Source organism: Reyranella sp. (assembly GCF_030651995.1).
Classification (GTDB): Bacteria; Pseudomonadota; Alphaproteobacteria; order Reyranellales; family Reyranellaceae; genus Reyranella.
This window is the reverse complement of the sequence record NZ_JAUSBN010000030.1, coordinates 26,257-50,362: the sequence shown is the minus strand read 5'-3', so window position 1 is coordinate 50,362 and position 24,106 is coordinate 26,257. Positions and strand designations below refer to the sequence as shown.

The following is a 24,106-nucleotide window of genomic DNA, read 5'->3' as shown; positions in this document are numbered from 1 at the left end:
TCCCGCTTTCCGGGGCATGTGCTGATAGCCACCTTTGCCACGTGATCGACCCTTCCCCTTTCGAGCGTCACGGGAGCCGGCCTACCGATCGTCCGCTTACGGTGACCTACAGGCCCTTCTGAGCAAGTACTGCAACCGAAGAGTTCCCAGCGGCAGCTATTGCTAGCTGCAGCTCTTCGGCGGAGCGCAGGATTTTCCCTGCCTGCTCGACGCTCTTTGTATCCGTAGCCGGGTTTTCCAGAGATTCTAAGGCGACCGCAAGCAGTCGATTCTTAAGCGGTCCCGCGACCTTGGCAAGATCGGCCGCGCCTCGACTTCCCAAGTCGAATTGAGCGTCGGGTAGTGCAACCTTGATTAGGTTTTGCACACGCGCTGCGTCCCACATACCCGAAACATCCATGCCTCCCTTTACTGCGATCAACATCATCATTGGAAGGAAGATGATGCTTCGATAGGCGTCGAACATGGCCCACACGAGTGGCGGCACGAACAATTGTTGCCTCTCGATCCGATAGTGGGGGTTGTCCGGCTCACTAAGTTCAGCAAAAGGGGGTGCCATATTAAGGAACGAGTCGATGATCGCCGCTCCATTGGGGCTGTCTCTTGCCACCTTGGACAATGTGTCAAAGCCAATAGCGGCGCACATTACGGAAAGATTATGATACGCGTGCATGTACGCTACGGCGGCCCATACGCTTTCCAGCGCCTCAATACGTTTTTTGTCCAACAACACATGGCGTGCGGCCATGCCAGACAGCGCCCCCGATTGCAGTGCTTCAATCTTAAGACGATGCTGGGTGAGGGCGTCCTTAAGCACCTCCTCTTGCCGTTTGTATTCGGCCTTTGCCGCTTCTAAGCGTTCGTCGAACTGGTGGTTCACCCACCGCGCAGCATAGTGGCGGAAGGCGAAAGCAATACACGCCAGTATGGCGGCGGCCAGTGCTGACGACGCTAGTGCGTCTAGGAAGAATGTTCCCAACGTCATGTGCCGTACAGCGTACCGTGATTTCATGCGTGTGTAATGTCGTCCGGAAGCATGCCGGTATCGTCAGCATCATCTAGTGGCCAGCAGTGCTGGCGTCTCCGCGCCAGCCAAATGAGCTTCAAGCGCGGACGAATAGCACCAGCACCGCCGCGACGCCGGTCAGCAGCGGCGGCGGAGCGAGCGGCCAGGCGCGGCGGTAGAGCGCGGCGTCGGTGGCTCGCCGCCCACCCGGAAGCGAGGGCTTCTCGTGGCTGTTTCTCAGTTCGGGCCCGGGCCGAGCTTCAGGTTGCGATTCTCGATCTCGGGCCGGAGCTTGATCATCACCTCCGTCGCCGCCTTGAGCGCCATCGTCTGCGCCACGCTCATGGTCTCGGACAGGAGGGTCGGCATTTCCCGGATCACCTTGCGTCCCACCGGTGTGTCGTAGAACGCGGCGATCTGGGCCAGTTCCTCGGCCGTGAAGCGCTGCGCATAGAGAGAGACGATGGCATCCATCAGCGCCGGCAGATACTTGGCGTACTCCGCGCGCATGAGATCGACCACTTCGCCGATCTGCGCCGCACGGGCGGGATTGAACCTCTCCAGGGCGGCCCTTTGCTGCTCCTCGACGGCCTTCGCGACCTGCAGACCGAGTTCGGAGGCGTTGGACCTTTCGAAGACGATCCGGGCCTGGGCCAGCGCTGCCGGATCGACGGGCTTCGCCTCCTGGGCTAGGGCGGTCGTCGCGACCGAAAAGGCGAGGGAGAGAGACAGGGCGAGTCGGCGCATGATTTCCTTCACTTCCCGAGGGCCCGCAGGACCGTTCAGGGTGCCCGGGTGCACCGCATCGGCGGGGCGCCGTATCCCCACGTCACCACGGCCGTGCCCTCCTTCTCGGTGAAGGTTTCGTTCCGGCCGACATATCCCGCCTCCGGTCCGGCGGACTGGCGGAACATCAGCGACGTCGCGTCGCCGCGCTCGGCGATCAGCGTCTTCGGGTCCGTCGGGAAGAACGTCACGACGAGCTCGTTGCGGCGGTCGCCGTCGCAGAAGAAGGTTGCCGGACCGCTGCCGGCCACCAGTCGATAGCGGGCCTGGAGCGAGGCAATTCGCTGCCGGTACTCGGCTTCGACGCAGGACCGCTTGTCGTTGCTCTTCCAGCAGTCGTTGCGCCCCCGGATCCAGCCGATCTGCTCGGCCTTCAGGGTAGGCGGGTGTTCGTTGACGGCCTTCCGGGTCGCCGCCGCATAGACCTCGGCCAGCTTGCGATCGAGCGACGACAGGGCGGCATCCGAGCAGACCAGCTTCTCGATGCTGCCGTCGCGCGCCTTGGTGCAGTCGAAGGAGGGGCTGTCCGCCTGGGCCAGGGCGGTCGTCGCGAAGGAAAGGGCGAGGGCGAGAGACAGGGCGAGGCGGTGCATGGGTTCCTTCACGTTCCGAGGGCCAGCAGCACCAGCACCGCCGCGACGCCGGTCAGCAGCGGCGGCAGGGCCAGCGGCCACGCGCGACGGTAGAGTACGGCGTCGGAGGTCGAGAGGGCGAGGATCGCGGCGCCCATCGAGACGCGGATCGGCGACAGCATGGTGAGGTTGGCGGTGACGCTGTTCTGGACCGCGGCGATCCAGGCCGGGTCGAGGGCGAGGGCATGGGCCAGCGCGGTCTCCATCGGCATCAGCATGGCGTTGGCCGCAGCACCACTGCCGGTCAGGAAGCCGCCGACCGCGGCGAACAGCGGCACGCCCAGCGCCGCGCCGCGTCCCGCGACCGCCCGCAGCGCCTCGGCGATCGAGGTCGCCATGCCGGAGCCGACATAGAATTCGGCCATCACCACGAAGGCGAGGGTCACGGCACAGGCGCGCCAGGCGCCGCGCGCCGCTTCGGCCGCGACCTTGGCCAACGGGGCGCGCGCCATCAGCACCACGGCGAGGCCGATCGCCAGCAGCCAGAAGCCCGGCGCGTAGAAGGGCGCGAAGGCCGGCTGGTTGTCGAACGGGCGCATCGCCCACAAGGGCTTCAGCAGGTCGCGCAGCGGCGCCACCAGGCGGGTGGCGCAGAGCGCCAGGGTCAGCGCCACATAGGGCGCGGCGGTGCGCAGGGTGGTGCGCAGCCGCGCGCCGTCGGGCCGCTCGTCGCGCCAGAAGCGCACGGCCAGCAGCAGGGCGGTCGGCGCGGCGGCGGCGATTTCCACGTCGCTGAAGCGGTTGGCGAGCCAGACCAGCGCCAGCAGCGCCGCCGTCCACAGGAGATCGTCGAGCTTCTGCAGCGCCGGCACCGCGACGCCGGCCTCGCGCGCGAAGCGCCAGTAGAGCAGGAGGTACATCGCGTGGATCGGCACCTGCAGCACCGCCGAGCTGAGGCCGAGCTGCCCGGGCGTCAGGCCGGCCAGGGTGGCGCCCACGGTGGTGCCGATGGCCAGCGCGCCCCACGGCACCAGCGACTGGCTGTAGAGGCCCAGCAGCAGGGCGGGCATGCCGCCGATCCCCAGCCGCCGCAGCGCCGCCAGCGCGATGATGTAGCCCACGCCGAAGCCGGTCACCGATTCGGCGAAGGGCGCCAGCAGGAAGCAGACCGAGAACAGGCGGCGCGGCGAGGCCTCGAGCGTGCCGGCGCCCAGCGCCCCGCCGCGGGCCAGGGTGGCGCGATGGAAGAAGACGCCGGTGACGATGATGGCGATCACGTGCCAGGACAGCCACAGGCCCGCCGGCACCTCGCGGCGGAACAGCAGCGCCACCGCGGCCGGTCCCTCCGCCTGCAGGACGAGCGTCGCCGAGGCGGCGAGGGTGGCCGCCAGCCCCGCCAGGCCCGCGACCAGCGCGCTGGCGCGGCCCGAGGCCAGCAGGCCCAGCACGAGGAGGAGGGGCAGGAGCGAGAGCAGCGTGGTCATGGCGGCCGTTCTATAGCCTTCCCGCGCGCCGCATGCTTCGGTTTCGGCCGAAAGGTGGCGCCGGTCGGGGCGGCCGGGGGCGAAACGGCGCCTTGCGCCCGCGCCCCCTTTCCCTTAAACCCGCCGCCATTGCCCCGATAGCTCAGCTGGTAGAGCACGTCATTCGTAATGATGGGGTCGGCGGTTCGATTCCGTCTCGGGGCACCATTTTCCATCCGGCCTGGTTCTTTGTCGTCCGCGCTCGTTCGCCGACCACTCAGAACGCTCGTAAAATCAGGATTTGAGCGTATATTTGCGCTCGACGCCGTTCGCGGCCGTCCGAGGGAATCCGGCTTCTCTGGGTACACTGTGGGTACGCCTGAAAGGCCGGGTACACTGGCGCTTCGCAGTTTACGAGGGACCTCTCCCATGGATGAACTGAGCGACACCAAAATCCGCAATGCCAAGCCGGCCGACAAAGAATACACGCTCGCTGACGGCCAGGGCCTAAGCGTTGTGGTGCGACCCAATGGGACCAAGCTGTGGCTTTACCGCTACCGTTTCGGCGGCAAACGCAAGAACATGTCCTTTGGCACCTTCCCCGGCGTCGGACTGAAGTCCGCTCGGGAAAAGCGCCACGACGCAGATAAATTGCTCGACCAGGGGCACGATCCGGCCGCAGCGCGCGAGGCGCAGCGAAAGGACGATGAGAATCACAAGCACACCTTTCGAACCGTCGGCGAGGAATGGGTGAGCAAGAAGCTCGAGAAGGAAAACAAGGCCAAAGCGACGATCAAGCGGGAACGCTGGAATCTCGGCCAGCTCAATCGCGAGATCGGCGATCGACGGTTGTGCGAGATCGAGCCACCCGATTTGCTGACGGCGATGCGACGCGTCGAAGCCCGCGGCCGCTACTATACAGTTGGCCGGTTGCGCTCGACGGCCTCGCGGGTCTTCCAATTTGGTATTGGAGCATCGTATTGCAGCAGCGACCCGACCCGCGACTTGAAGCACGCGCTCACCAAGGCCCCCAAGGCGAACCCGCGCCCGGCCCTGACCGACCCGGACGACGTTGGCGACCTGATGCGCCGGATTGAAGTTTACGACGCCAAGAACGGCGGACTAGTGCGCTATGCGCTCAAGCTGATCGCCTTGACCATGGTGCGGCCGGGCGAGCTTCGGCTAGCGGAGTGGACCGAATTCGACGAGGCGAACCGGATATGGCTGATCCCCGCCGAGAAGATGAAGATGCGCGATGATCACGAAGTGCCACTTTCCCGCCAGGCGCTTGCTATCCTTTCGAAGCTGCGGCCGTTGAGCAGCCGATGCCGTTACTTGTTCTCCTACGATGATGATGTGCCTATGTCCGACAACACGCTCAACAAGGCTCTACGGATCATGGGCTACGATACTGCTCCCGGGGGCGACCACTGCGCGCACGGCTTCCGCTCGACCGCGTCGACCTTGCTCAACGAGGAGGGCGCGTTCGACGGCGATGTCGTTGAATCCCAGCTTGCCCATTCCACGGAAGAAAAAAAGCGGCGGCGACGCGACGAGGTGGTGCGGCGCCAACTTGGCAAGGGCGACAAGAATAGGATTCGCGGCATCTATAACCGCGCGGCTTATTGGTCCGAGCGTGTGCGTTTGATGCAGTATTGGGCTGATCGGCTCGACAGCCTTCGCGACGGGCGGCGCTCCGTCTTGCTAAGCGGGTCCGCGGCCTAGCTTGCTCTTGATTCGACCCTGGGCAGCGAGGCGTGAAATTGGTCCACGCTGTCCAGGTCGATCATGGTCTTGCCTCCCAATTTATAGGCCTTGATCCGCTCCTGGGCGATCAATTCGTAAGCCTTGGTCTTTCCGAATTTTCCATAGCGGCAACCGTCCTTGAATTCGACGAGACGACGCTGCTTACCGATGTCATTGTTAATCACGGTTCGCGCAAGTGCGTCGAGAATTTCTGCCATGATCGGATGATCAGGCCGAGCTGCACCAGCGGACTTTTCCATCTCGCGACAAGGTGTTGAAGTGCACCCGCTGGACAGACGGCGTCCGGGGTGACGTTGATCGCGCTCCGGCCGATGTTGTCTTGACGTCATCGAAACGGCTCCCATCGCCTAGTTTTTATCGATCTATGCTTCGATGCTTACCGAGCCAAGAGCCTGAGATGCCGACGCTAACTCCAGCGTGTTATAGAGTGCAATTCGGACGGATCGACCGCCTAAGGCCGACTCATTGCCGCGAGACGGTGGGGCGGAACTGGTAGAGCTGACAGAGAGAGAACATCTATCGTTCGCCAGATTGAGGCTTACATGCGCTAACTTCACTGCATCAAGTGTTGATTCATCTTGGGGGCTAAGGGTGAACATTAAAGCAAACAAGACAGTGCTCGAAGCCATACTTGACTGGTCGGGTGAACGTCCTCTCTGGCAAAGGGATGCGCTGCGCCGGATCGTGATCGGTGGGACTGCCGATGACGCGGCTGTCACCGACGTACTGGCCTTGTGCAAAAAAGAGCATGGGACCGCTGGCATCACGTTGGAAGCGGCGCCGCTCGAAGCGGCACATCTGCCGGCAACCCTCGTGGGCGGTGAAGCGATAGCTCTCGTGAGTGTCGGCGACATTGCCGGTGTGAATCAGCTTGCCCCTGGCCAGACTTTGTCGTTTGAACCGGTCGGGCTCACTATCGTCTACGGGCCGAACGGGTCCGGCAAATCCGGTTATGGGCGCGTGCTCAAGCGGGCCTGCCGCGCCCGCAAAGCCGGCGAGATCATGCCCGATGCCTACAACCCGCCGGCGGCGGGTAAGGCTACAGGCACCTTCACAATCCTTAAGGACGGAACAGCCGAGCCGCCAGTCAGCTGGACGGATGACGGCAAGCCGGACGCGGTGCTGTCGGCAGTCAGTGTCTTTGATCGGGACTGCGGATCGGTGCATGTGCAGGAAAAGAACGAAGTGGCTTTCAGGCCCTTCGGGCTAGATATTCCCGACGACCTCGCGGGTGTGTGCCAGGCGCTCAAGCAAAAGCTAGGCGTTGAAGAAGCGCAGCTTCAGGCTGTGCGTGACCCGGCGTTTGAAAAGCCGACGTGGAACACGTCCACGCCGGTGGGCACGATCATGTCGGCCCTGAGCCATAACACCGACTTGGCGGCGTTCGAGAAACTTGGCGAGATGACCGCCGATGAACGCGCAAGGCTAGCGCGCCTTGATGAGGACCTTCTGAAGAACCCGGCGGACGCCGCCGCCGAACAGCGGCTCTTTGCCGGCAACGTGCGGCAACTGATAGCGACCTTGGACAGGATCGCCACCACCTATGCCGACAAGCCGCTGGTCGGACTTAAGGCACTGGCCGACGCGGCAAGAGCTAAGCGGGCAGCGGCCAATCTCGCCGCGCGCGATACGTTCGACGGCCTTGCCATTCCCGGCGTCGGCGCGGAAACGTGGCGGACCTTGTGGGAAGCGGCGCGCTGCTATTCTGAACAAACAGCTTATCCCGGCTCTCCTTTCCCGCCTGCGGGGGATGAAGCGTGCATCCTTTGCCATCAGGCGCTCAGCGCCGAAGCCAAGAGCCGCATGGGCGGTTTCGAGGCGTTCATCCAGGCTGATGCCGAGTCGCAGGCGGCCAGCGCCGAGCAGGAATTTTGCGACGCGCTTGCAGCGTTCCAAACGCGCAAGCTGGATGTGCGCGTGATGGCGCAGGCGCGGCAGCGCATAGCGCTTCAACATGCGAACCTCGCCCGCAACGTCCTGCGCCTCGTTGCCAGCGCGGATTTGCGGCGCCTTAAATGCCTCCGCGCGCTTTCGTCTCCTGACGCGCTCGTGCTACCGCCGCTCGCGCCTTCGCCGAAGGCCGAACTGGAGACGCTGGCGGGCACGCTTGAAGCCTATGCCGTGGAGCTTGATGAAGCTGCCGGCATGGAAGGCCGCAATAAATTGTTTCTGGAACGCGACGCTCTGAAGGACCGAGCCGCCGTCCCTGACATGCTTGAAACCGCAAAGAAAGAAATAAAGCGCCTCGACGATCTGCGGATTCTGCGCGCCTGCATCGCGGACACAGCGACAAACGCCATCACCAAGCTCGGGAATGACATCGCTGACAACGTCATCACCCCGAAGATGCGCGACCAGTTCCAGTCGGAAATCGTCCGTCTCGCGGCCGAAAAAGTGCGCGTGGAAATCGTGCGGTCAGGCGGGCGGTACGGCTCGCCCAATTATCAGGTGCGCCTCTTTGCCAACCCGAAAGCCAAGGTCCACATGGTCCTGAGCGAGGGTGAGCAAACATGCGTCGCCCTCGCTGCGTTCCTCACCGAACTGGCAACGGCGTCCCATAAATCCGCGCTCGTCTTTGATGACCCGGTGACATCGCTCGATCATCGCTGGCGCGAAAAAGTGGCGGAACGGCTGGTCGAGGAATCCAAGGCGCGCCAGATCATAGTCTTTACCCACGACATGGTGTTTGTGAACGACCTGCACGACAAGGGTGTCCGCGAGGGCCTTCCCATGAAGCTTGTCAGCCTGGCACGCGGCCCTGCCGGCACAGGCATCGTCAGCGAGGGATTGCCCTGGCAGCATGCCAGCATCCGCGACCGGATCGACAAGCTGGAAAAGGCGGCAAGGGAAGCGCGCAAGCTCTATGACGCGAACGATGAAGAAGGATATCGCGACAGCGCCGTGAAGATTTACGACCGGCTCCGGGCAACGTGGGAGCGCGGGCTCGAAGACGTGGCCTTTGCCGGGGTCATCCACCGGCACCGGGACTACATCGACACCAAGAACCTGAAAAGGGTCACGGTCATTGAAGGCGCGGATGTGGAAACCTTCCGCAAGAACTTCAAGAAATGCAGCGACTTGGTGGAGGCTCATGACCCGTCGCGCGCGCGAGACGGGTCCGTCCCTCCACCCGATGATATTCTCGCCGATGTCAATATCCTCGCCGACTGGGCGGAATCGATCAGGACAAGGCAGAATGCCCTTGCTTGATAGCCTTCGCAAAACAGGTGTTCGCCGTGAAGGCGGAGGCGGACAGAAGGGCGGACCCGGGATCTTCGACGAAGACCGGAGACGCGCTCGGCGCGCCCTATTCCTACAACAGCCCGACGATCCGGCTCGTCGCGACTGTGCCGAGCCGGAACAAGGCTTGCCGCTGTGCCGAAGCCTGCCGCCACGAACGCGCCAAGTCTGAATCCCACGGCGTGACAATCAACTCGAATGAGCCGTCCGCCAGACGGCGAAACATAACAGCCGTGTCAGCATACTCGAAGCCGCCCTGTGCAGCGGTCGGCAAATTGATGCGCTCCATACGATTATTGCCGTGCCATGTCAGACGGCGGTCGTTCCATGCGCGCGCACCGCTGCGAAGAACCGGCTCCCCGATCGTCAAATTGTGGGGGTAGTCGTATTGCGTGAACACGAAACCGAAAAACCTGTGACCGCCGCGCGGCAGTTCAAGCTGGTTGCGTGACCCGCCTTGCAGGTCTTCGCCGTGAATCCACATCGCGCTGTAGTTTGCGGGATTAACAGCGCCTGTTTCTATGGCGACCCTGAACAAGGGTAGCCGGCCAACATCTATCGGTGTGGGCGGCGCTACGGGCTGCGCTTCCTGTTCTATTTCTGCCGGCGGCGGTTGCGCCTGCCGCAGCGCCGCATACGCCTGTAGCAATTCCTCAGTCAGCGGCGTCGTATCAAAACGCGCGCTCGCCATAGCGGCATCGATAGATGCGCGCGGAACATCCTGCTGAAGCCACGCGGCCTCCGTGTTCACGCTGAACCCGCGACTGGTGAGATTCGCAGATCCGATCAGCGCGCTACAGCTCTGCGCGTTCCTGCCGAACGTGTAGAGCTTGGAGTGAAAGGCCCGCAGCGGCATCAATGATCCCTGGGCAAGCCTTTGTGCCCCCGAGACATACACGGTCGCATTTCCTGACTCCTGCCAACGGCGCAGGGCTTGCGGCTCGGTGAGGCCGAAGTCGAATGATGTTACCAGCGACTTTGGCATGGCGGCAAACGCCGCAGGGGTGACGGAATCGGCGAGCGCGTTAAGCAGGATACTGGCGCCGCCGAGCGTGACATAGGCTGATGCCACGCGCACGTCGGTCGCGCCCCCCGCGATCATATCGACAACGGCATTGCGAATATTGGCAGGCGTCGCGGCATTCTGTACGATCAGCACGCGTCACCCTTCCTCGATCACATCTGAATCGATCGTTGCCGTCGGAGTCGCGTCCAATACAAGCGCAGCGATTGTTTCAAGCTGCGGCAACAGCGGCGACGCTTCGAGCAGCGCGCGCAATTTCCGGCGGCGGGCCGGCAGGGCCTTTGCGGGATCGCTCAAATAAGCGTCTGTCGTGCAATGACCGGCGGCAAGCGCAGCAAGGTCCTGTGCCAGATCGGCGATCTTCTTATGATCGTCATTGCCGGAGTCGTAAGCGGGCATCATTCGGTATGGCAGCGTATGGAGATGCCGTTCGCCGAAATCCCCCTTCGGGTTGAACGCGAGGGTGGCGTTGGTCAAGGCCACGCTGTTGAGCATGCCGACCTGGAACCACGCTTCCCGCTCATCCGTGACGACCTTCCAGTAGAGGGTCTGGTCAACGACAATATCCTGCGCCTGCGCGAGCGGAGCGCACGCGGCACATATGATCTTGCCGCCGGCACCGGCCAGTATGAGATACCCGTCCGCACCGAAGACCTGCTTGGACAGCTTGCCCCTCTCATCGACGCGCTCTTGCAGCGATTTCCCTTTTCCGACCGTCTTGAGCTTCGCATTTATCGCCGCGAAGCGCCGCGCGGTCTGAGTAAATCCCAGCCGCCGGATTTCAGACTCGTCGAGAATGCTCCACGTACCATCTGGCGCGCGCAGCGCCGGCAGGGCCAGGCGAGCACGATGGACGCCGAGAACAAACGGAAGCAAGTTTTCCGACTGCGCCATACGGAAGATGAAGCGGGGGGCGACATGGCCCGGAAAGCGTTCGGCGGCCATTTCCTTGGCTGATTTGATCGTAAAACCCCAGGGGGACGCGCGTGTCGGCGTATCGACACGGTACTCCGCTCCTGAATCCTGGATGATGTCGACGCACACGGCTGTGCGCGGCATGAGATCGGCCCCCTGCTGCGGCAAACGTCCTCCGCCACCGGTCGCCGCCGGACTGCCGCCCTTTTCGAGCACCCATGCGCTTCGGGCCGTGCCAATATTGCGGATAGAAAGATCGGCGCTGTCCAGTCCCGCGCCTGTCGCGACGAGACCGGCAAAGGCAGGTCGTGGAAGCCCGGTCGTGTCCATCCTCTTACGGCCGATCAGCGCCGCACCGGGATATTTGAAGGTTCCGGGCGCGACCTGCCACACCTCGGCAATGTCGAATGGCACGGGGCGTTCGCTGTTCAGGAATTCGTGCTGCCGCAGTCGCTCGTGATGATTTCCGTTCAGCACCGTACCCGGCACAAGGCAGGCGACGGAGGCATCCGGCCCGAGATACCGGTCGATGGCATGAAGCAGATGCATCGTTCCCAGCTCAAGATGGAGAAATGACTGCCCCGCAGGCTGGATTCCGTAGAGCTTGGCTCTGCCTTTGAGCAGGTTCCTGTATGGATTATCGGCCAGCCCGCTCATCGCCAGCCACGGCGGATTGGAAACAAGCCCGTTAAAGTGGCCGGTCAAAAGACCCGGCCTGTATGTATTCCGCAGGATGAAGGCCCAAATGCCGTTGCGCCCGGCGACGGCCAGTTCGGCCATGCGATGCGCCAGCGGGTAAAGCGCGGCAGAGAGTTGTTTGTGAAGCTCCGGCGACAGGCTGACGCTGAAAGCCGCGATGGCGCCGTCGAGAAAGCTGTCGGCGTCCGCCTTGCTGAAACCCGCAACCGTGCCACGCCGCTGCGCTTCGCGCGCTTCGTCGTAGGCCCAGTCAACGATACGGTCGAAAAAGTCGCGATATGCCGGCTGCACCAGCGCCGTCGGCAGCTGAATCGTCGTACCGTCAAGCGACACGGGAATCATATCGCTCTCGCCGACCAGCGGCACTGAGGCTGAAACCGGCGTAACGGCGAACAGCGAATCCGCATGATAGACCGGGATCACAATCGGTTTCGTCGCCGCCTTGATCTCGGCCGACAGGCTGACAACCCACGTGGTCTTGGCCAGGCTGACGGCCAGCGGGTCAATATCAAAGCCGGTCGCGACATCTTCCAGCTTGTCGATGGTGGAAAACCCGAAACGCGCCTTTGTGGCCTTGATGATTTCGGCGAGCATCGTGCCGGACCCGCAGCACATATCGACGATGCGCGGGCTCTCGCCCTCGGGAAGGCCGTCGAGGCAGCGATCGGCAAGCAGCCGGGCGAGCCAGTGCGGCGTCCATTCCTGACCGAGCAGCTTGCGTTGGCTGCGACGGGCGAGTTGCGCCATAAGGCGGCCAAACAAATCTTCTTCAGGATACCAGCTGAAATCATATGCATAGAGGTCACGCTGGAGGTCGCGGGCCACTGCCACAAGCCGGTCCATGTAGGCAGACCCTAAAAGCCAACCGAAATAATCCTGCTCGACGACATTCTCGAGCTGGAAATTGTGGCGGAAGAAGTCGCCGTTGAGAATCGCGCGCAGCTCGTCGTCCGTGCTCAGCACAGCCTTTCCCGTCAGGACGTTCGCGCTCAGGAGCCGCGCCAGAATGGTCACGTAGGCTTCGTCGACATACGCGGCCGTGCGGAAGGTGCCCGTCGGCCCCTCAAGGTGATCGACAAACCGGGACCAGAGTTCGGTGGCCAGACTGGCTGACGGCTCGGCCGTCCGCCCCTCGTCCACCAGCGCCGATAAGGGCGCGGCACTGCTTTTGTACGCGACCGAGTCCATGCCAAGATCGGAAGCGAGGAATTCAGCGCGCAAAGGCCGGGACTGTTCGCGCGCCAGGTGCTTTCGGATGAAAGCGCCGAGCCGTTCGGCGGAGACGGCGCTGTCATCGGCCAGCTTCAGCTCATCAATAACGACCAGCGAAATATCGGCGGCCGTACAGGCGGACGCATCGACGCCGGGCGTCAGCACGGCATCATAGGCGTACCATTCGACGGTATCGGACAGCACGCCCCGCACCGTCGAAACCGGCATGCCGGCGCGTACGAGCCCTGCGGCCTGCTCCTGCACCTGCGCGTATCCGGTGTCGCGTTTCACATTGTTGCGCAGGTCGGATTCGTATTCGATCGTGGTTGAACCCACGAGGTTATCGATGAATCGGGAGGCCGCCTTACCGGAGGCCATGCCGACCTTGGTGTGCGCTTCCGCGCCTTCTGTATAGTTGTTGATCCAGTTTTCATGGGCGGTGTCTGGAAACATCTGCCGCAACCTGCCCTGGAATTCCGCGCGCAGTACCGCTTCGACACGACCCGCGTCGCGCAGCATGCGGCAACGTCCGATCGTTTCACTTATGCGGGCGATATCAGCGGTCATGACGCGATCCTTTGGCGGGCAGCACAGGCGGCCTGGAGGCGGGCCTGGATATGCCGCGCCGCCGTTTTCAGGTCTTTTTCATTGAGGCCGGGCAGCACCGTGCCCAGGATGAACATGTCGATCTGGTGCTGGGCTGACGGCGCGGATGCCGCCAGTTGCTGTCCGAGCGCGTCAAGCATCTGGCAGTCGCTGTCAGACAATGCGGGAACCGGGACCTGACGGATGTGCGTCGCTTCCAGTTTGAGCGCGCCGCCGCCAAGCGGCGTTCCTGCAGATTCCATGGCCGCGCGGCACCAGCTGCTGTTGAACAAGGCGTAGAGCGCGTGACGCGTCCACCGCTTCTGCTCCGGCCACATCGTCGAGAAATTGGCGTCAATCAGGATCGGCGGCTGCGTATTGAGCCCGACCACCGGCGTCCCGTGATTGATCCGCGGCGTGTAGATCGCGGGCAGATGGCGGGGGGTGAAAGCCGGCAGCATGTACCAGAAACGGGGGATATCGCGTCCGTTGACCCGCTGGCGGATATTGGTGCGAACGGCGGATAGATCGGGGATGAAATGCGCGGGCTCTTTCGGGTCCGGTGCAAGGCGGGCCGCCCGCGTGACGAAGGCCGCCAATTCGGCGGGCATGACACGGGGCGCGGATTCGCCACGCTTGCGGTATGTCTCTGCCGCACGCGCGACCATGGTCTGGTCTTCCGGCAGAACCCACTGCGACAGATCAAGCGCACGGGTCGGCGGCAAGTGACCGCGTATAAAGGCCGGCATATCGGCCTGGCGATGGAGAACGGGCCGTAACGCTTCCGCAGGAACCCGGAACCGCACATTCTGGAAGCTGTCGGATGCTTCAACGGCAACGGTCTTGCCATCATCATCGCTGGCAAGCGTCACATAGAAAAATCGGTTGCATCCCGAACGCAGGCCCTGACTGACCCGGATGCCTGCTTGTTCGAGCGTCTGGAGATGTGCAGGGGCAGCGCCGGTGGGCAGCATGTCCCGCAACCCTTCTGGCACCGCCGCCGGTCTCGCAGCGCCAGATGAAAAAAGCGGCAGCGTGTCGCGCCGGTCCTCTGCTTTTTGAAACCAGCCTTTGCGCCCCAGCCGTTGTTCCAGTGTGCGCCATTCCTCTTGCAGCGCGAACGGACGGCTCTCGATGCCCTGCACCTCCCGGGTCATCGCGACCGTCCACTCTGCGAAGTCCCGCTCTGGTTCCGGTCCGGGAAAAGCGCCGCCGACAAGAGACGCCCCGCTGGCCGCCTCCGGCGCAACTTGCAGCCAGCAAGCGGACGGCCATGACGTGCGGCCAACCAGCGGCGCTGCCGCTTCATCCCACGGCAGCCGCCGCGCGACTACAAGATGCGTGCGTACCAGCGCATCGGAAAACCAGCCCGGCTGCGTATCGGCGACGATGAACTCAAGGCGAAAGAGGCGCAGCAGCAGGTAACGCACGACATCGGCGTAATCTCGCGAACGCCATGTGGCGGGAACGACTAGAGCCAAGCGGCCGCCGGGCCGCGTCAGCAGGGCGGACAGGAGCCAGGACGGCACCGAGAGATCGGCAAGGCCGGAATAACCTTCAACGAGCGTCTGCCAGAGCGCGCGCTCGTCGCCTGATACGCGCGCGTCCACGATAGCGGAAAGGCCCCGGCGCACGTCATCAACGCCCGCGCCGTCGCCGTTTTGCGACTGATAGCGCACGTAGGGAGGATTGGTAATGACGAGATCGTAGCCGGGAGCATGCAACGCGGCCACATTTGAAGGATCGAAAGCGCCGCCCGTGACGATGCGGGAGCCGGTGACAGCGCCATCTTCCTGCAAGACTGTCATCCTGCGTTCGCAGAAGGCGGCTGTATTGGGATCGAGCTCTATGCCGTCCAGCCGGTCGATCTGAAATCCCAGCGACCGTACCGCCATGGCGGTAGCGTCGAGAAGGTCGCCGTGACCGGCCATCGGGTCGATCACGGTGCGGCAATCCTGATCAACCGCAAGGTGCGCCAGAAGCGTCCCTAGCGGCAGGCCGGTGAAAAACTGCCCCAGACGTTTCCGCTGGGCCGGCGGCAGGCTTTCTTCAAAGGACCGGGCGGAGGACCTGATCGCGCCGACAGCGTCAGTCGCCGACACTGCATAAAACTCCCGGCATCGATTGTTCCGCGTACCAGCGGTAGAAGACATCAGCGTCGAGCGGCACTTGCTTGTGACGGCTGAGGAAGTGCGTCACGAGTCGCGAGTAAAGCCTCTGTGCGGTCACTTCGTCCGGGTCATGCGCGGCGGACGCGGCGCGATGCAGGGCTGTGGCAACCGTCCAGACACAATCGTCCCCCTCGGCCTTCTTCACGGCCTTGCGGCGCGGCCCCAGCAGAAGCACGGGATCACCACGCACGGCCCCTTGCGTCGTGACTTGCTTGAAGCTGCCCTGCTTCTTGTCAAGAACCCCCGCATACTCGACATCGAAACCGGCATCCTGATAGGCGCGTTGCAACGCATTCCACACGTCGGCGGAGGCGGAATGGAAGACCATTGTGGCCTTGCCCGAGGGCTTTAATATCCGGCGCGCCTCGCTGAATGACCGGGTAAGCAGCTCCTGGTATTCGTTGATAGATTTGTCTTGGTCGGGACTGACAATGGCCTCGTCCGTCCGGTCAGTGAATCTCTTGAGCCATGCTTCGTTTATGAAACTGAGTTCCGCATACGGTATATTGGCCCCAAAGGGCGGGTCAGTGAACACATAGTCGATGCTCCCGGAAGGCAGCCCGACTTTGCAGCTTGAGCCCTGAACGACTTCGACCTTTCCGCTGCTGCCGTGAATGATCTCAAACGCCTGCGAAATCGTTGTCAGCTTACGCCGCAATCCGGCAAAGAAATTCTTCTCAACCGGCAGACCGCTAACATAGAGAACACCGGGCTGCGCACTGGTGACGACCAGGTCTTTCTGATCGGATTTTGCCACGACGCGCGTCATGATCGTGCCGTGGGCCGCGTTGTAGCTCAGCAGCCAGAACCGCAACCCTTCGCGGAGCGCGCCGCGATACGATTCCACGCGATCCCACATACGGGCGAAAATGATGAGATTGCGCCGCGTGTAGAAATGATGAACGTGCGTGATCCCCTGATGGTAGCCTTTCCGGTAGAGGTCACCCCAAGGAATGAGCGCCTGCGGCACGGAAGACGGGATCGGTTCGGCATCTATCTTTTTCAGGAGGGCCAGGTCGGCGGGTGTGGCCGGACGCGACCAGCGTTTTTTCCCGGTTGCACCATACACACGAGCCATAGTGCGTCCGCGCAGGGCGCGGTTGTCGCCCAGAACATCGTCGCGCTCCTGCACAGTGACCCGCTGCACCTCATCCATCGGGCTTTCATGACGGCATTTCGGGCAAGCAAAGGTCGAGGAAATTTCCGCCGGGTCGAGTGAAACGCAGGCATCCCACAACGCGACGACGCGGTTGCAGCCGGGGCAGCGCAGGTTGTCACTCCAGATCAGATGCCGGATAGAGCCCTTCGCACCGGACGGGTCACGCGCCTCGTACATCCAGCCGTCTTCGCTCTCGGAGGCGGCCAACACCTCTTCGGCGGCCTTCCTGAAGGCGATGGGATCGGGCGGATTGGTCAGTGTCCGCCCCACAAATGCGCCGAGCGCACCCAGTTCGTACAATACGGCATTGCGGGCGCCCCATTGTACATTCAGGCCCAACCGGATCGCTTCGGCGCGCAGTTCGGCTGTCGGCTTTTCGCAAAGCAATGCGGCGAGGCCAGTGGTCCCGCTGCCTCCAAATCCGTCGAACACCGTGTCGCCGGGTTTTGTGTGGGCGGCGATATAGAGGGCAATCGCCTCGGGCGAAATTTTTGTCGGATACGGAAAGGCCCCATAAAGGGCACCGGTGCGCTTTGCGGCCAGCGGCCGTCGATACAGCGCGTTCAGAGACGTTTCCGGCATCGAGGGCGCGGATTTACGCGGCCTGGGCTGATTGTATGGCATGCGATCGAACTTCCCCGGCATTTTCATTTGTGTCATGCGCGCTCCGGCGCCACCGGTCGCCTTTCGGAGGCCGGCTGCCGCAGTGGCCGCGCCGGCTGATAATGCCGCTGCAGATATTCGTGGATTGCGCGCCGTATGACCCACGAAACGGACACATCATCCTTGTCCGCGAGCGCATTAAGCGTGTCGTAGTCTCCGGGCGTGACGCTGACGGTGACGCGGGGGCCGAGCTTTTTTGATCGATCACTCATGGCAGACCTGCTAAATGTTCTCTTATTGTTCACCTTGGCGGCTTGTGAGTCGAATTGCAACAGAGTGCATCACTTTGACTCACCAAGAAAGAGAGTTATCTATGTTCTTCGATAACTTCGAGCTCTTGCCGCCACAAGGTATTGAGAGCTCCAATGCCGCCTAGTCTAGGACCTCGCGCAGAACGGCTCTCGAAACGGCAGATCCCGAGCGATTGCCGGTGTTCCACGCGGGGAGCCCGCCAGGGGTCGCCTGATGGGATTCCCGCTCCGGTGCAACATAGCGGCACCGCGATATGCGCAAGACAGTGGTTGTGCGAGGAGGGACGCCCGCTTCTGGACTGAAATTGCATTCTTTGTAAAATGTGCAGCTTCTATATGGGCGCGTCCGGCTAATCCGGACCGGGCTCTACTCGGGTCGCCTAGTCGAGCGGCCTCACGAAGGCGTCTTCACCCTTCGGGTAACGATCTCTCGCGCAGATGACACAGTGACAGCCTGCTGGCTGACATTGATTTCTTGAGGAGGGGCGTGCCGCCCCTTTCGCGCCAAGGCCAACCCCTTCGGGCGGAAGGCGGGGCCTGCATGCGCGACCCTTAGCGTCTCCGAGGTCTTGCCGTCGTGATGCATTCGTGAGGGCATTAGCTCTCTAATGACAGAGTAAGAGGGCTCCGCTGGAGTTCGTGACGGATTGGAAATCGAGAGAGCGGCTCTCGATTGTCCGTCTCGGAGTCCACTCATGGCAAAGGCCTTTCAGAAGATCACCCTCAGCGCATCGCGCGACATTCCCTTCAACAAGCTGGCGCTCAGCCAGTCCAACGTCCGGCGCGTGAAGGCCGGCATCTCGATCGAGGACTTGGCCGAGGACATCGCCCGGCGTGGGCTGTTGCAGAGCCTTAACGTCCGGCCGGTCCTCGACGTCGATGGCGCCGAGGCCGGCCAGTTTGAGATCCCGGCCGGCGGTCGCCGCTACCGGGCCCTCCAGCGGCTGGTGAAGCAGAAGCGCCTGTCGAAAACGGCGCCGATCCCGTGCATCGTGCGCAATCTCGGGACGGAGATCTCGGCAGAGGAGGATTCGCTGGCCGAGAATTTCCAGCGTGTCGCCCTGCATCCGCTCGATCAATTCCGCGCCTTCAAGGCGCTACGCGAGCAGGGCGCCGGCGAGGAGGAGATCGCCGCCCGCTTCTTCGTTGCGCCGACCGTGGTTAAGCAGCGGCTGCGGCTGGCCTCGGTCTCCGAGAAGCTGCTCGAGATCTATGCCGAGGACGGCATGACCCTGGAGCAACTCATGGCCTTTACCGTCAGCGCCGACCCTGCGCGGCAGGAGCAGGTCTGGGAGGCATTGCAGCAGTCCTACAACAAGGAGCCTTACCTGATCCGCCGCCAGCTCACCGAGAGCGCCGTGCGCACGTCGGAGCGCCGTGCGCGGTTTGTCGGGCTCGATGCCTATGAGGCAGCAGGTGGTATGGTCCTGCGCGACCTGTTCGAGGAGGACGGGGGAGGCTGGCTTCAGGACGTTGCCCTGCTCGATCGCCTGGCCAGCGAGAAGCTGGCAGCCGAGGCGGATAAGATCGCTGTCGAAGGCTGGAAGTGGATCGAGGTGGCGGTCGATTTGCGGTACGGCCATGCCCATCAGCTTCGGCGGCTCGACGGCGTGGTGGTCGAGCTCATGCCCGACGAACAGGCGACGTTCGACTCCCTGACCGCCGAGCAGGCCAAGCTCGAGAGCGAGTACGAAGGCGCCGACGAGCTGCCCGACGAGATCGATGCGAGGCTGGGCGAGATCGAGAAAGCGCTTGCCGCCTTCGAGAATCGTCCGGTCCGCTACGAGCCGGCCGAGACCGCCCGTGCCGGTGTGTTCGTCAGCATCGGCGTCGACGGACGCCTTGCGGCGGATCGCGGCTATGTCCGGCCGGAAGACGAGCCGGTGCCGGCGGGCCGCGAAGATCCGACACAAGACGAGATCGGCGGGGCGAATGAGATGGCGCCTGCTGTTCCCGCCCACCGCACCGTCATCACCATCGGAGGCGACCAGCCGGAGGACGACGGCGACGACGATGCGATCAAGCCTCTGCCAGAACGGCTCGTGAGTGAGCTGACGGCTCATCGCACGCTGGCGCTGCGGGACGCGGTGGCGAACAACCCGCAGGTCGCCCTCACGGCGTTGCTGCACAAGCTCTGCCGCGACACCTTCCAGCACAGCGCGCCCGGCGCGTGCCTGGAGGCCTCGGTGCGGCATGTGTTCTTTCCCGTCCAGGCGGCCGACCTGAAGGACAGTCCTTCCGCCCGGGCGGTCGCCGACCGGCATGACGCCTGGAACGCCGAGCTGCCCAAAGACGAAGCCGCACTGTGGGACTGGCTCGTCTCCCTCGGCGATTCCCGTCGTGCTGCGCTGCTGGCGCATTGCGTGTCGTTCGGGGTGAATGCGCTTTACGAGAAGGGCGACCGCTACGGTGGGCCGGGTGTCTCGGCGCACGGCATGCAGCAGCGCATCGCCCAGGCCGACCGGCTGGCCCGTGCCGTCCACCTCGACATGGTGGAAGCCGGCTGGCGGCCGACGGTCGACAACTACCTTGGACGCGTCACCAAGCCCCGCATCCTGGAGGCCGTGCGCGAGGCCAAGGGCGATCAGGCAGCGCAGCTTATCGACCACCTCAAGAAGGCCGAGATGGCAAAGGAGGCCGAGCGGCTGCTCGACGGCACGGGGTGGCTGCCAGATCCGCTGCGGCTCGCCGACGGCGAGGAGGTGCCGGTCACGCCCGCCGAGCCGGCCGGAGAGCTTCCCGCTTTCCTCGTCGGCGCCGGCGGGGATGCCGCGACGGACGAGTCTGAGCCGGCTGCGATTGCCGCTGAGTAGCAGGAAAATAGCGGAGTGGCCTCGGCCGCCCCGCGTTCTCGCCGCCAATCCCTGGTTAAGCCCGGCGCCGTGCCGGGCTTTTTCCATCGAGGGCTTCCTCACCTCCGAGGCGTAAGCGAGAGGGAGAGGACGGCCGGGACGGGTTTGAGCCGGCGAGGTCCAGAGAGAGCGCCTTCCGGTTCGGAACCGTTCCCGCTCTCCGAGGTCTCTTCCATGTCGGACGTCCTCTTCTCGGCGGCGGCGCCAGCGCTACGCTCGCTCACCGGCGCTCCTGCGGATCCGTCTACCGGCATTGCCGCCGCGGCACACCTTCTTCTTCCTCACCTCGAGCGTGGCAACCGCATCGACGCGGTCATCCTGCGCGCTGCCATGGAGCACGCCTTCGGCGGCTCCGACGCAGCGGGCGCCTGGGACTGGAAGACCGCCTACGACGCCTGCGAGGCGGCGACCGTGCTGTTCATGCGCAAGTTCGGCCCGGCCATTCGGAAGCGGGCGGAGTCATCGGCTGCCGAGCAGTCCCTGCTCGGCAGGATCGCAGCACTTCTTCCCACCCATACGCGCCGTTCCGAAGAGAGCCAGACACTGCAGCAATTCTCGACGCCGCTCGCGCTCGGGTTTGTCGCCGCCAGCGCTGCCGCGATCAGCCCGGCCGATCTCGTGCTCGAGCCCTCAGCAGGGACGGGGCTACTCGCCATCTTCGCGGAGCTCGCTCGCAGCCGACTCGTCCTGAACGAGCTGGCGGAAACCCGCGCGGCCTTGCTCCGGCAACTCTTTCCTAGTGCTGCGACGACACGCTACGACGCGGCTCACATCCACGACCATCTGGACGATGCCGTGCGTCCGAGCGTCGTGCTGATGAATCCGCCATTCTCGGCTGCTGCACATGTCGACGGCACCGTCGCTGGCGCCGCCCTTCGCCACATCTCGTCTGCGCTCGCGCGGCTCGCCGACGGCGGGCGCCTGGTCGCGATCACCGGCGCCAGCCTCTCGCCGGACCATCCGTCATGGCGCGAGGCCTTCGTCCGCCTCCAGGAACGCGGCCGTGTCGTGTTCTCCGCCGCCATCGATGGGCGTGTCTACGCACGCCACGGTACCGCGGTCGAGACCCGACTCACCGTTATCGATCGCATTCCTGCCGACGATCCAACATCGTTTCCAGCATCATTCAGCATGGCCCCCGACGTCGGCACGCTACTCCGGTGCTGGCCGATCAACCCTTGACGGGTGGCCTGGAGCTGAAGCTCGGCGACTGCCACCTGCGGGTGCTCACGATCGTCGGCTTCCCGGGAACCACCACGCCCGGACTGCTCGACGAACTCAATCGCCTGGCCTTCGCCTACCGCTGGTCGACGCGGGCGATCCTGCTCGACAAGACCGACGCCACCCGACTTCTGACGCGCATCCGCCGTCAGTGGTTCGCCAAGAGGAAGTCCATCGCGGCCATCCTCAAGGAGGTGATGACCAACGAGGCGTCGACGCTCGTCGACACCGATGCGCACAACAAGGCGATCGACGCCGATGTGGCGTTGCAGGAACTCGGTTCGGACGCGGTCGGCGCGGCCTACTGCACGGTGACCGTCACGGTATGGGACGAGGATCCGCGAGTCGCCGACGAGCGGCTTCGTCTGGTCGAGAAGGTGATCCAGGGCCGCGACTTCACCTGCATGGTCGAGAAGGTCAACGCCGTCGATGCGTGGCTGGGCTCCCTTCCCGGGCATGCCTACGCCAATGTGCGCCAGCCGCCGGTCTCGACGCTCAACCTGGCGCACATGATCCCGCTGTCGGCGGTCTGGGCCGGTCCCGCGACGGACGAGCACTTCGGTGCGCCGCCGCTGTTCTTCGGCAGGACCGAGGGGGCGACGCCGTTCCGGTTCTCCCTGCATGTCGGAGATGTCGGCCATACGCTCGTTGTCGGCCCGACGGGCTCGGGCAAGTCCGTGCTGCTGGCCCTCATGGCGTTGCAGTTCCGGCGCTACGACAAGGCGCAGGTATTCGCCTTCGACTTCGGCGGTTCCATCCGCGCCGCGGCGCTCGCGATGGGTGGGGATTGGCACGACCTCGGAAGCGCGCTCGGCGAAGAGGAGAGGGAGCCCGTTGCCCTCCAGCCGCTGGCCGGCATCGACGATGTCGCGGAGCGGGGCTGGGCCACTGACTGGATTGCAGCTCTCCTGGCCCGGGAGAAGATCGTCCTCACGCCCGAGGTGAAGGACCATCTATGGTCGGCTCTCGGGTCGCTGGCCTCCGCACCGCTGGAAGAGCGCACCCTGACGGGCCTGTCGGTCCTGTTGCAGTCGGCCGCCCTCAAGCGGGCCCTCCAGCCTTATTGCCTGGGAGGGACCTATGGCCGTCTGCTGGATGCGGAGGCCGAACGGCTCGGCAGTACGTCGGTGCAGGTCTTCGAGACCGAGGGGCTGATCGGCACCGGCGCCGCGGCTGCCGTGCTCGCCTATCTCTTCCATCGGATCGAGGCCCGTTTGGACGGCAGCCCGACCCTGCTGATCGTGGACGAGGGCTGGCTCGCCCTGGACGACGAGGGCTTCGCCGGCCAGCTGCGCGAATGGCTGAAGACCTTGCGCAAGAAGAACGCCTCCGTCGTCTTCGCGACCCAGTCGCTCTCGGACATCGACGGCTCCGCCATCGCGCCGGCCATCATCGAGAGCTGCCCCACCCGGCTCTTCCTGCCGAACGAGCGGGCGATCGAGCCGCAGATCACAGAGATCTATCGCCGCTTCGGTCTCAATGACCGTCAGATCGAGATTCTCGCCCGGGCGACGCCCAAGCGTGACTACTACTGCCAGTCCCGCCGCGGCAATCGCCTGTTCGAGCTCGGCCTTGGCGAGGTCACGATTGCCCTCACGGCGGCTTCGTCGAAGGCGGACCAGGCCCTGATCGAACGCGTTCTGGGCGAGCACGGCCGTAAGGCTTTCCTGGCCGGCTGGCTTCAGGCGCGCGGCGTGCCGTGGGCTGCCGATCTCATCCCCGACCTCAGCACAGGAGAATCGTCATGACCTCTCTCCGTGGTTACGGCGTTACGCTCGCAGCCATTCTCGCCCTCTCCGGCAGCGCGCTCCCGGCTTCGGCGCAGATGCACGTGTTCGATCCCACCAATTATTCGCAAAACCTGCTGACCGCGGCGCGCACGCTCGAGCAGGTCAACAATCAGATCCTGTCGCTGCAGAACGAAGCGCAGATGCTGATCAACCAGGCGCGTCATCTCACGAGCCTCCCATACTCCTCGCTGCAGCAGCTTCAGCAGTCGATCGGGCGGACTCGGCAACTCCTGGGTCAGGCCCAGAACATCGCCTACGACGTCCAGCAGATCGATCGGGCGTTCTCGACGACCTATGCGCCGGCGTCGGAGAACCAGTCGGCCCAGTCGTTGATCGCCAATGCCCGGACACGTTGGGAGAACTCCGTCGCGGGCCTGCAGGATGCGCTGCGCATCCAGGCGACCGTTGTCGGTAACCTCGACACCAACCGTTCAGAACTGTCCGCGCTCGTCGATGCCAGCCAGGGCGCTGCAGGGGCACTGGAGGCGGCGCAGGCCGGTAACCAGCTGGTCGCCCTACAAGCGCAGCAGCTTGCCGATCTCACAGCGACGGTCGCTGCTCAGGGCAGGGCCCAGAGCCTCGAGGCGGCCGCGCGGGTGGCCGCCCAGGACCAGGCGAGGGAGCAGCTCCGCCGCTTCCTCGCGCCCAACACGGGCTATCAGCCGTCCACCGTCCGCATGTTCCATGAATAAGCCCGCCGCCGCGTGGGCAAGAGGAACGGAGTGAAGGC

14 protein-coding genes, 1 tRNA gene and 2 pseudogenes are annotated in these 24,106 nt (G+C 63.9%); 7 read left to right on the top strand and 10 right to left on the bottom strand.

Translation table 11 applies throughout. The annotated features are described in order from the left end of the window. Positions 1-106 precede the first annotated feature (106 nt). The 4 genes from Q7V45_RS08235 to Q7V45_RS08220 form a co-directional block, all read right to left on the bottom strand. Positions 107-985, bottom strand: a complete 879-nt coding sequence (locus Q7V45_RS08235) for a hypothetical protein (RefSeq protein WP_304849903.1) — start codon at positions 983-985, stop codon at positions 107-109. 258 nt (positions 986-1,243) lie between these two features. Further along, positions 1,244-1,753 (bottom strand): DUF2059 domain-containing protein, encoded by a 510-nt coding sequence (locus Q7V45_RS08230; protein WP_304849899.1) that lies wholly within the window; start codon positions 1,751-1,753, stop codon positions 1,244-1,246. Between the two features lie 35 nt (positions 1,754-1,788). Then, on the bottom strand, positions 1,789-2,385 hold the full coding sequence (locus Q7V45_RS08225; RefSeq protein WP_304849896.1) for a lysozyme inhibitor LprI family protein: 597 nt from the start codon (positions 2,383-2,385) through the stop codon (positions 1,789-1,791). 8 nt (positions 2,386-2,393) lie between these two features. Then, the gene (locus Q7V45_RS08220; protein ID WP_304849893.1) at positions 2,394-3,848 is read right to left on the bottom strand and encodes an L-lactate permease; all 1,455 of its coding nucleotides are present in this window, start codon (positions 3,846-3,848) and stop codon (positions 2,394-2,396) included. A gap of 131 nt (positions 3,849-3,979) precedes the next feature. Here Q7V45_RS08220 and Q7V45_RS08215 point away from each other — a divergent pair. Both Q7V45_RS08215 and Q7V45_RS08210 read left to right on the top strand, forming a co-directional pair. After that, positions 3,980-4,055, top strand: a tRNA-Thr gene (locus Q7V45_RS08215). 201 nt (positions 4,056-4,256) lie between these two features. Beyond that, a complete protein-coding gene (locus Q7V45_RS08210; RefSeq protein ID WP_304849891.1) occupies positions 4,257-5,552 on the top strand; it encodes an integrase arm-type DNA-binding domain-containing protein in 1,296 nt (431 codons plus the stop codon). Here the strand turns inward: Q7V45_RS08210 and Q7V45_RS08205 are convergent. After that, the gene (locus Q7V45_RS08205) at positions 5,549-5,923 is read right to left on the bottom strand and encodes a helix-turn-helix domain-containing protein (protein ID WP_304849888.1); all 375 of its coding nucleotides are present in this window, start codon (positions 5,921-5,923) and stop codon (positions 5,549-5,551) included. The genes Q7V45_RS08210 and Q7V45_RS08205 overlap by 4 nt on opposite strands. Positions 5,924-6,185: 262 nt before the next feature. Between Q7V45_RS08205 and Q7V45_RS08200 the strand changes: the two genes are divergently transcribed. Beyond that, positions 6,186-8,804, top strand: coding sequence for an AAA family ATPase (locus Q7V45_RS08200; protein ID WP_304849885.1), 2,619 nt, complete (start codon positions 6,186-6,188; stop codon positions 8,802-8,804). 103 nt (positions 8,805-8,907) lie between these two features. Here the strand turns inward: Q7V45_RS08200 and Q7V45_RS08195 are convergent, their stop codons facing one another. The 5 genes from Q7V45_RS08195 to Q7V45_RS08175 are packed head-to-tail and all read right to left on the bottom strand — an operon-like array spanning position 8,908 to position 17,474. Then, positions 8,908-9,993 (bottom strand): phospholipase D family protein, encoded by a 1,086-nt coding sequence (locus tag Q7V45_RS08195; protein ID WP_304849882.1) that lies wholly within the window; start codon positions 9,991-9,993, stop codon positions 8,908-8,910. 3 nt (positions 9,994-9,996) lie between these two features. Beyond that, positions 9,997-13,251, bottom strand: coding sequence for an N-6 DNA methylase (locus Q7V45_RS08190; protein ID WP_304849879.1), 3,255 nt, complete (start codon positions 13,249-13,251; stop codon positions 9,997-9,999). Beyond that, complete coding sequence (locus tag Q7V45_RS08185) at positions 13,248-15,371, bottom strand: N-6 DNA methylase (RefSeq protein ID WP_304849876.1); 2,124 nt, start codon at positions 15,369-15,371, stop codon at positions 13,248-13,250. The genes Q7V45_RS08190 and Q7V45_RS08185 overlap by 4 nt, the downstream gene beginning before the upstream one ends. Next, complete coding sequence (locus Q7V45_RS08180) at positions 15,358-17,259, bottom strand: DNA methyltransferase (RefSeq protein ID WP_304849873.1); 1,902 nt, start codon at positions 17,257-17,259, stop codon at positions 15,358-15,360. Before Q7V45_RS08180 ends, Q7V45_RS08185 begins: the two co-directional genes overlap by 14 nt. Further along, complete coding sequence (locus Q7V45_RS08175; RefSeq protein ID WP_304849869.1) at positions 17,256-17,474, bottom strand: ribbon-helix-helix protein, CopG family; 219 nt, start codon at positions 17,472-17,474, stop codon at positions 17,256-17,258. The genes Q7V45_RS08180 and Q7V45_RS08175 overlap by 4 nt, the downstream gene beginning before the upstream one ends. A 734-nt stretch (positions 17,475-18,208) precedes the next feature. Here Q7V45_RS08175 and Q7V45_RS08170 point away from each other — a divergent pair. From Q7V45_RS08170 to trbJ, 4 genes and pseudogenes are all read left to right on the top strand, one after another. Next, positions 18,209-20,326 carry a ParB/RepB/Spo0J family partition protein gene (locus tag Q7V45_RS08170; protein ID WP_304849866.1) on the top strand — a complete coding sequence of 706 codons (2,118 nt, stop codon included), beginning with the start codon at positions 18,209-18,211 and terminating at the stop codon, positions 20,324-20,326. Between the two features lie 213 nt (positions 20,327-20,539). Further along, positions 20,540-21,523, top strand: a pseudogene (locus Q7V45_RS08165) (methylase); the annotation flags it as partial. Between the two features lie 2 nt (positions 21,524-21,525). After that, positions 21,526-23,334, top strand: a pseudogene (trbE, locus tag Q7V45_RS08160) (conjugal transfer protein TrbE); the annotation flags it as partial. Then, positions 23,331-24,068 carry a P-type conjugative transfer protein TrbJ gene (gene trbJ, locus Q7V45_RS08155; protein ID WP_304849863.1) on the top strand — a complete coding sequence of 246 codons (738 nt, stop codon included), beginning with the start codon at positions 23,331-23,333 and terminating at the stop codon, positions 24,066-24,068. The pseudogene trbE and the gene trbJ, both read left to right, overlap by 4 nt. The last annotated feature ends 38 nt before the right edge of the window (positions 24,069-24,106 follow it).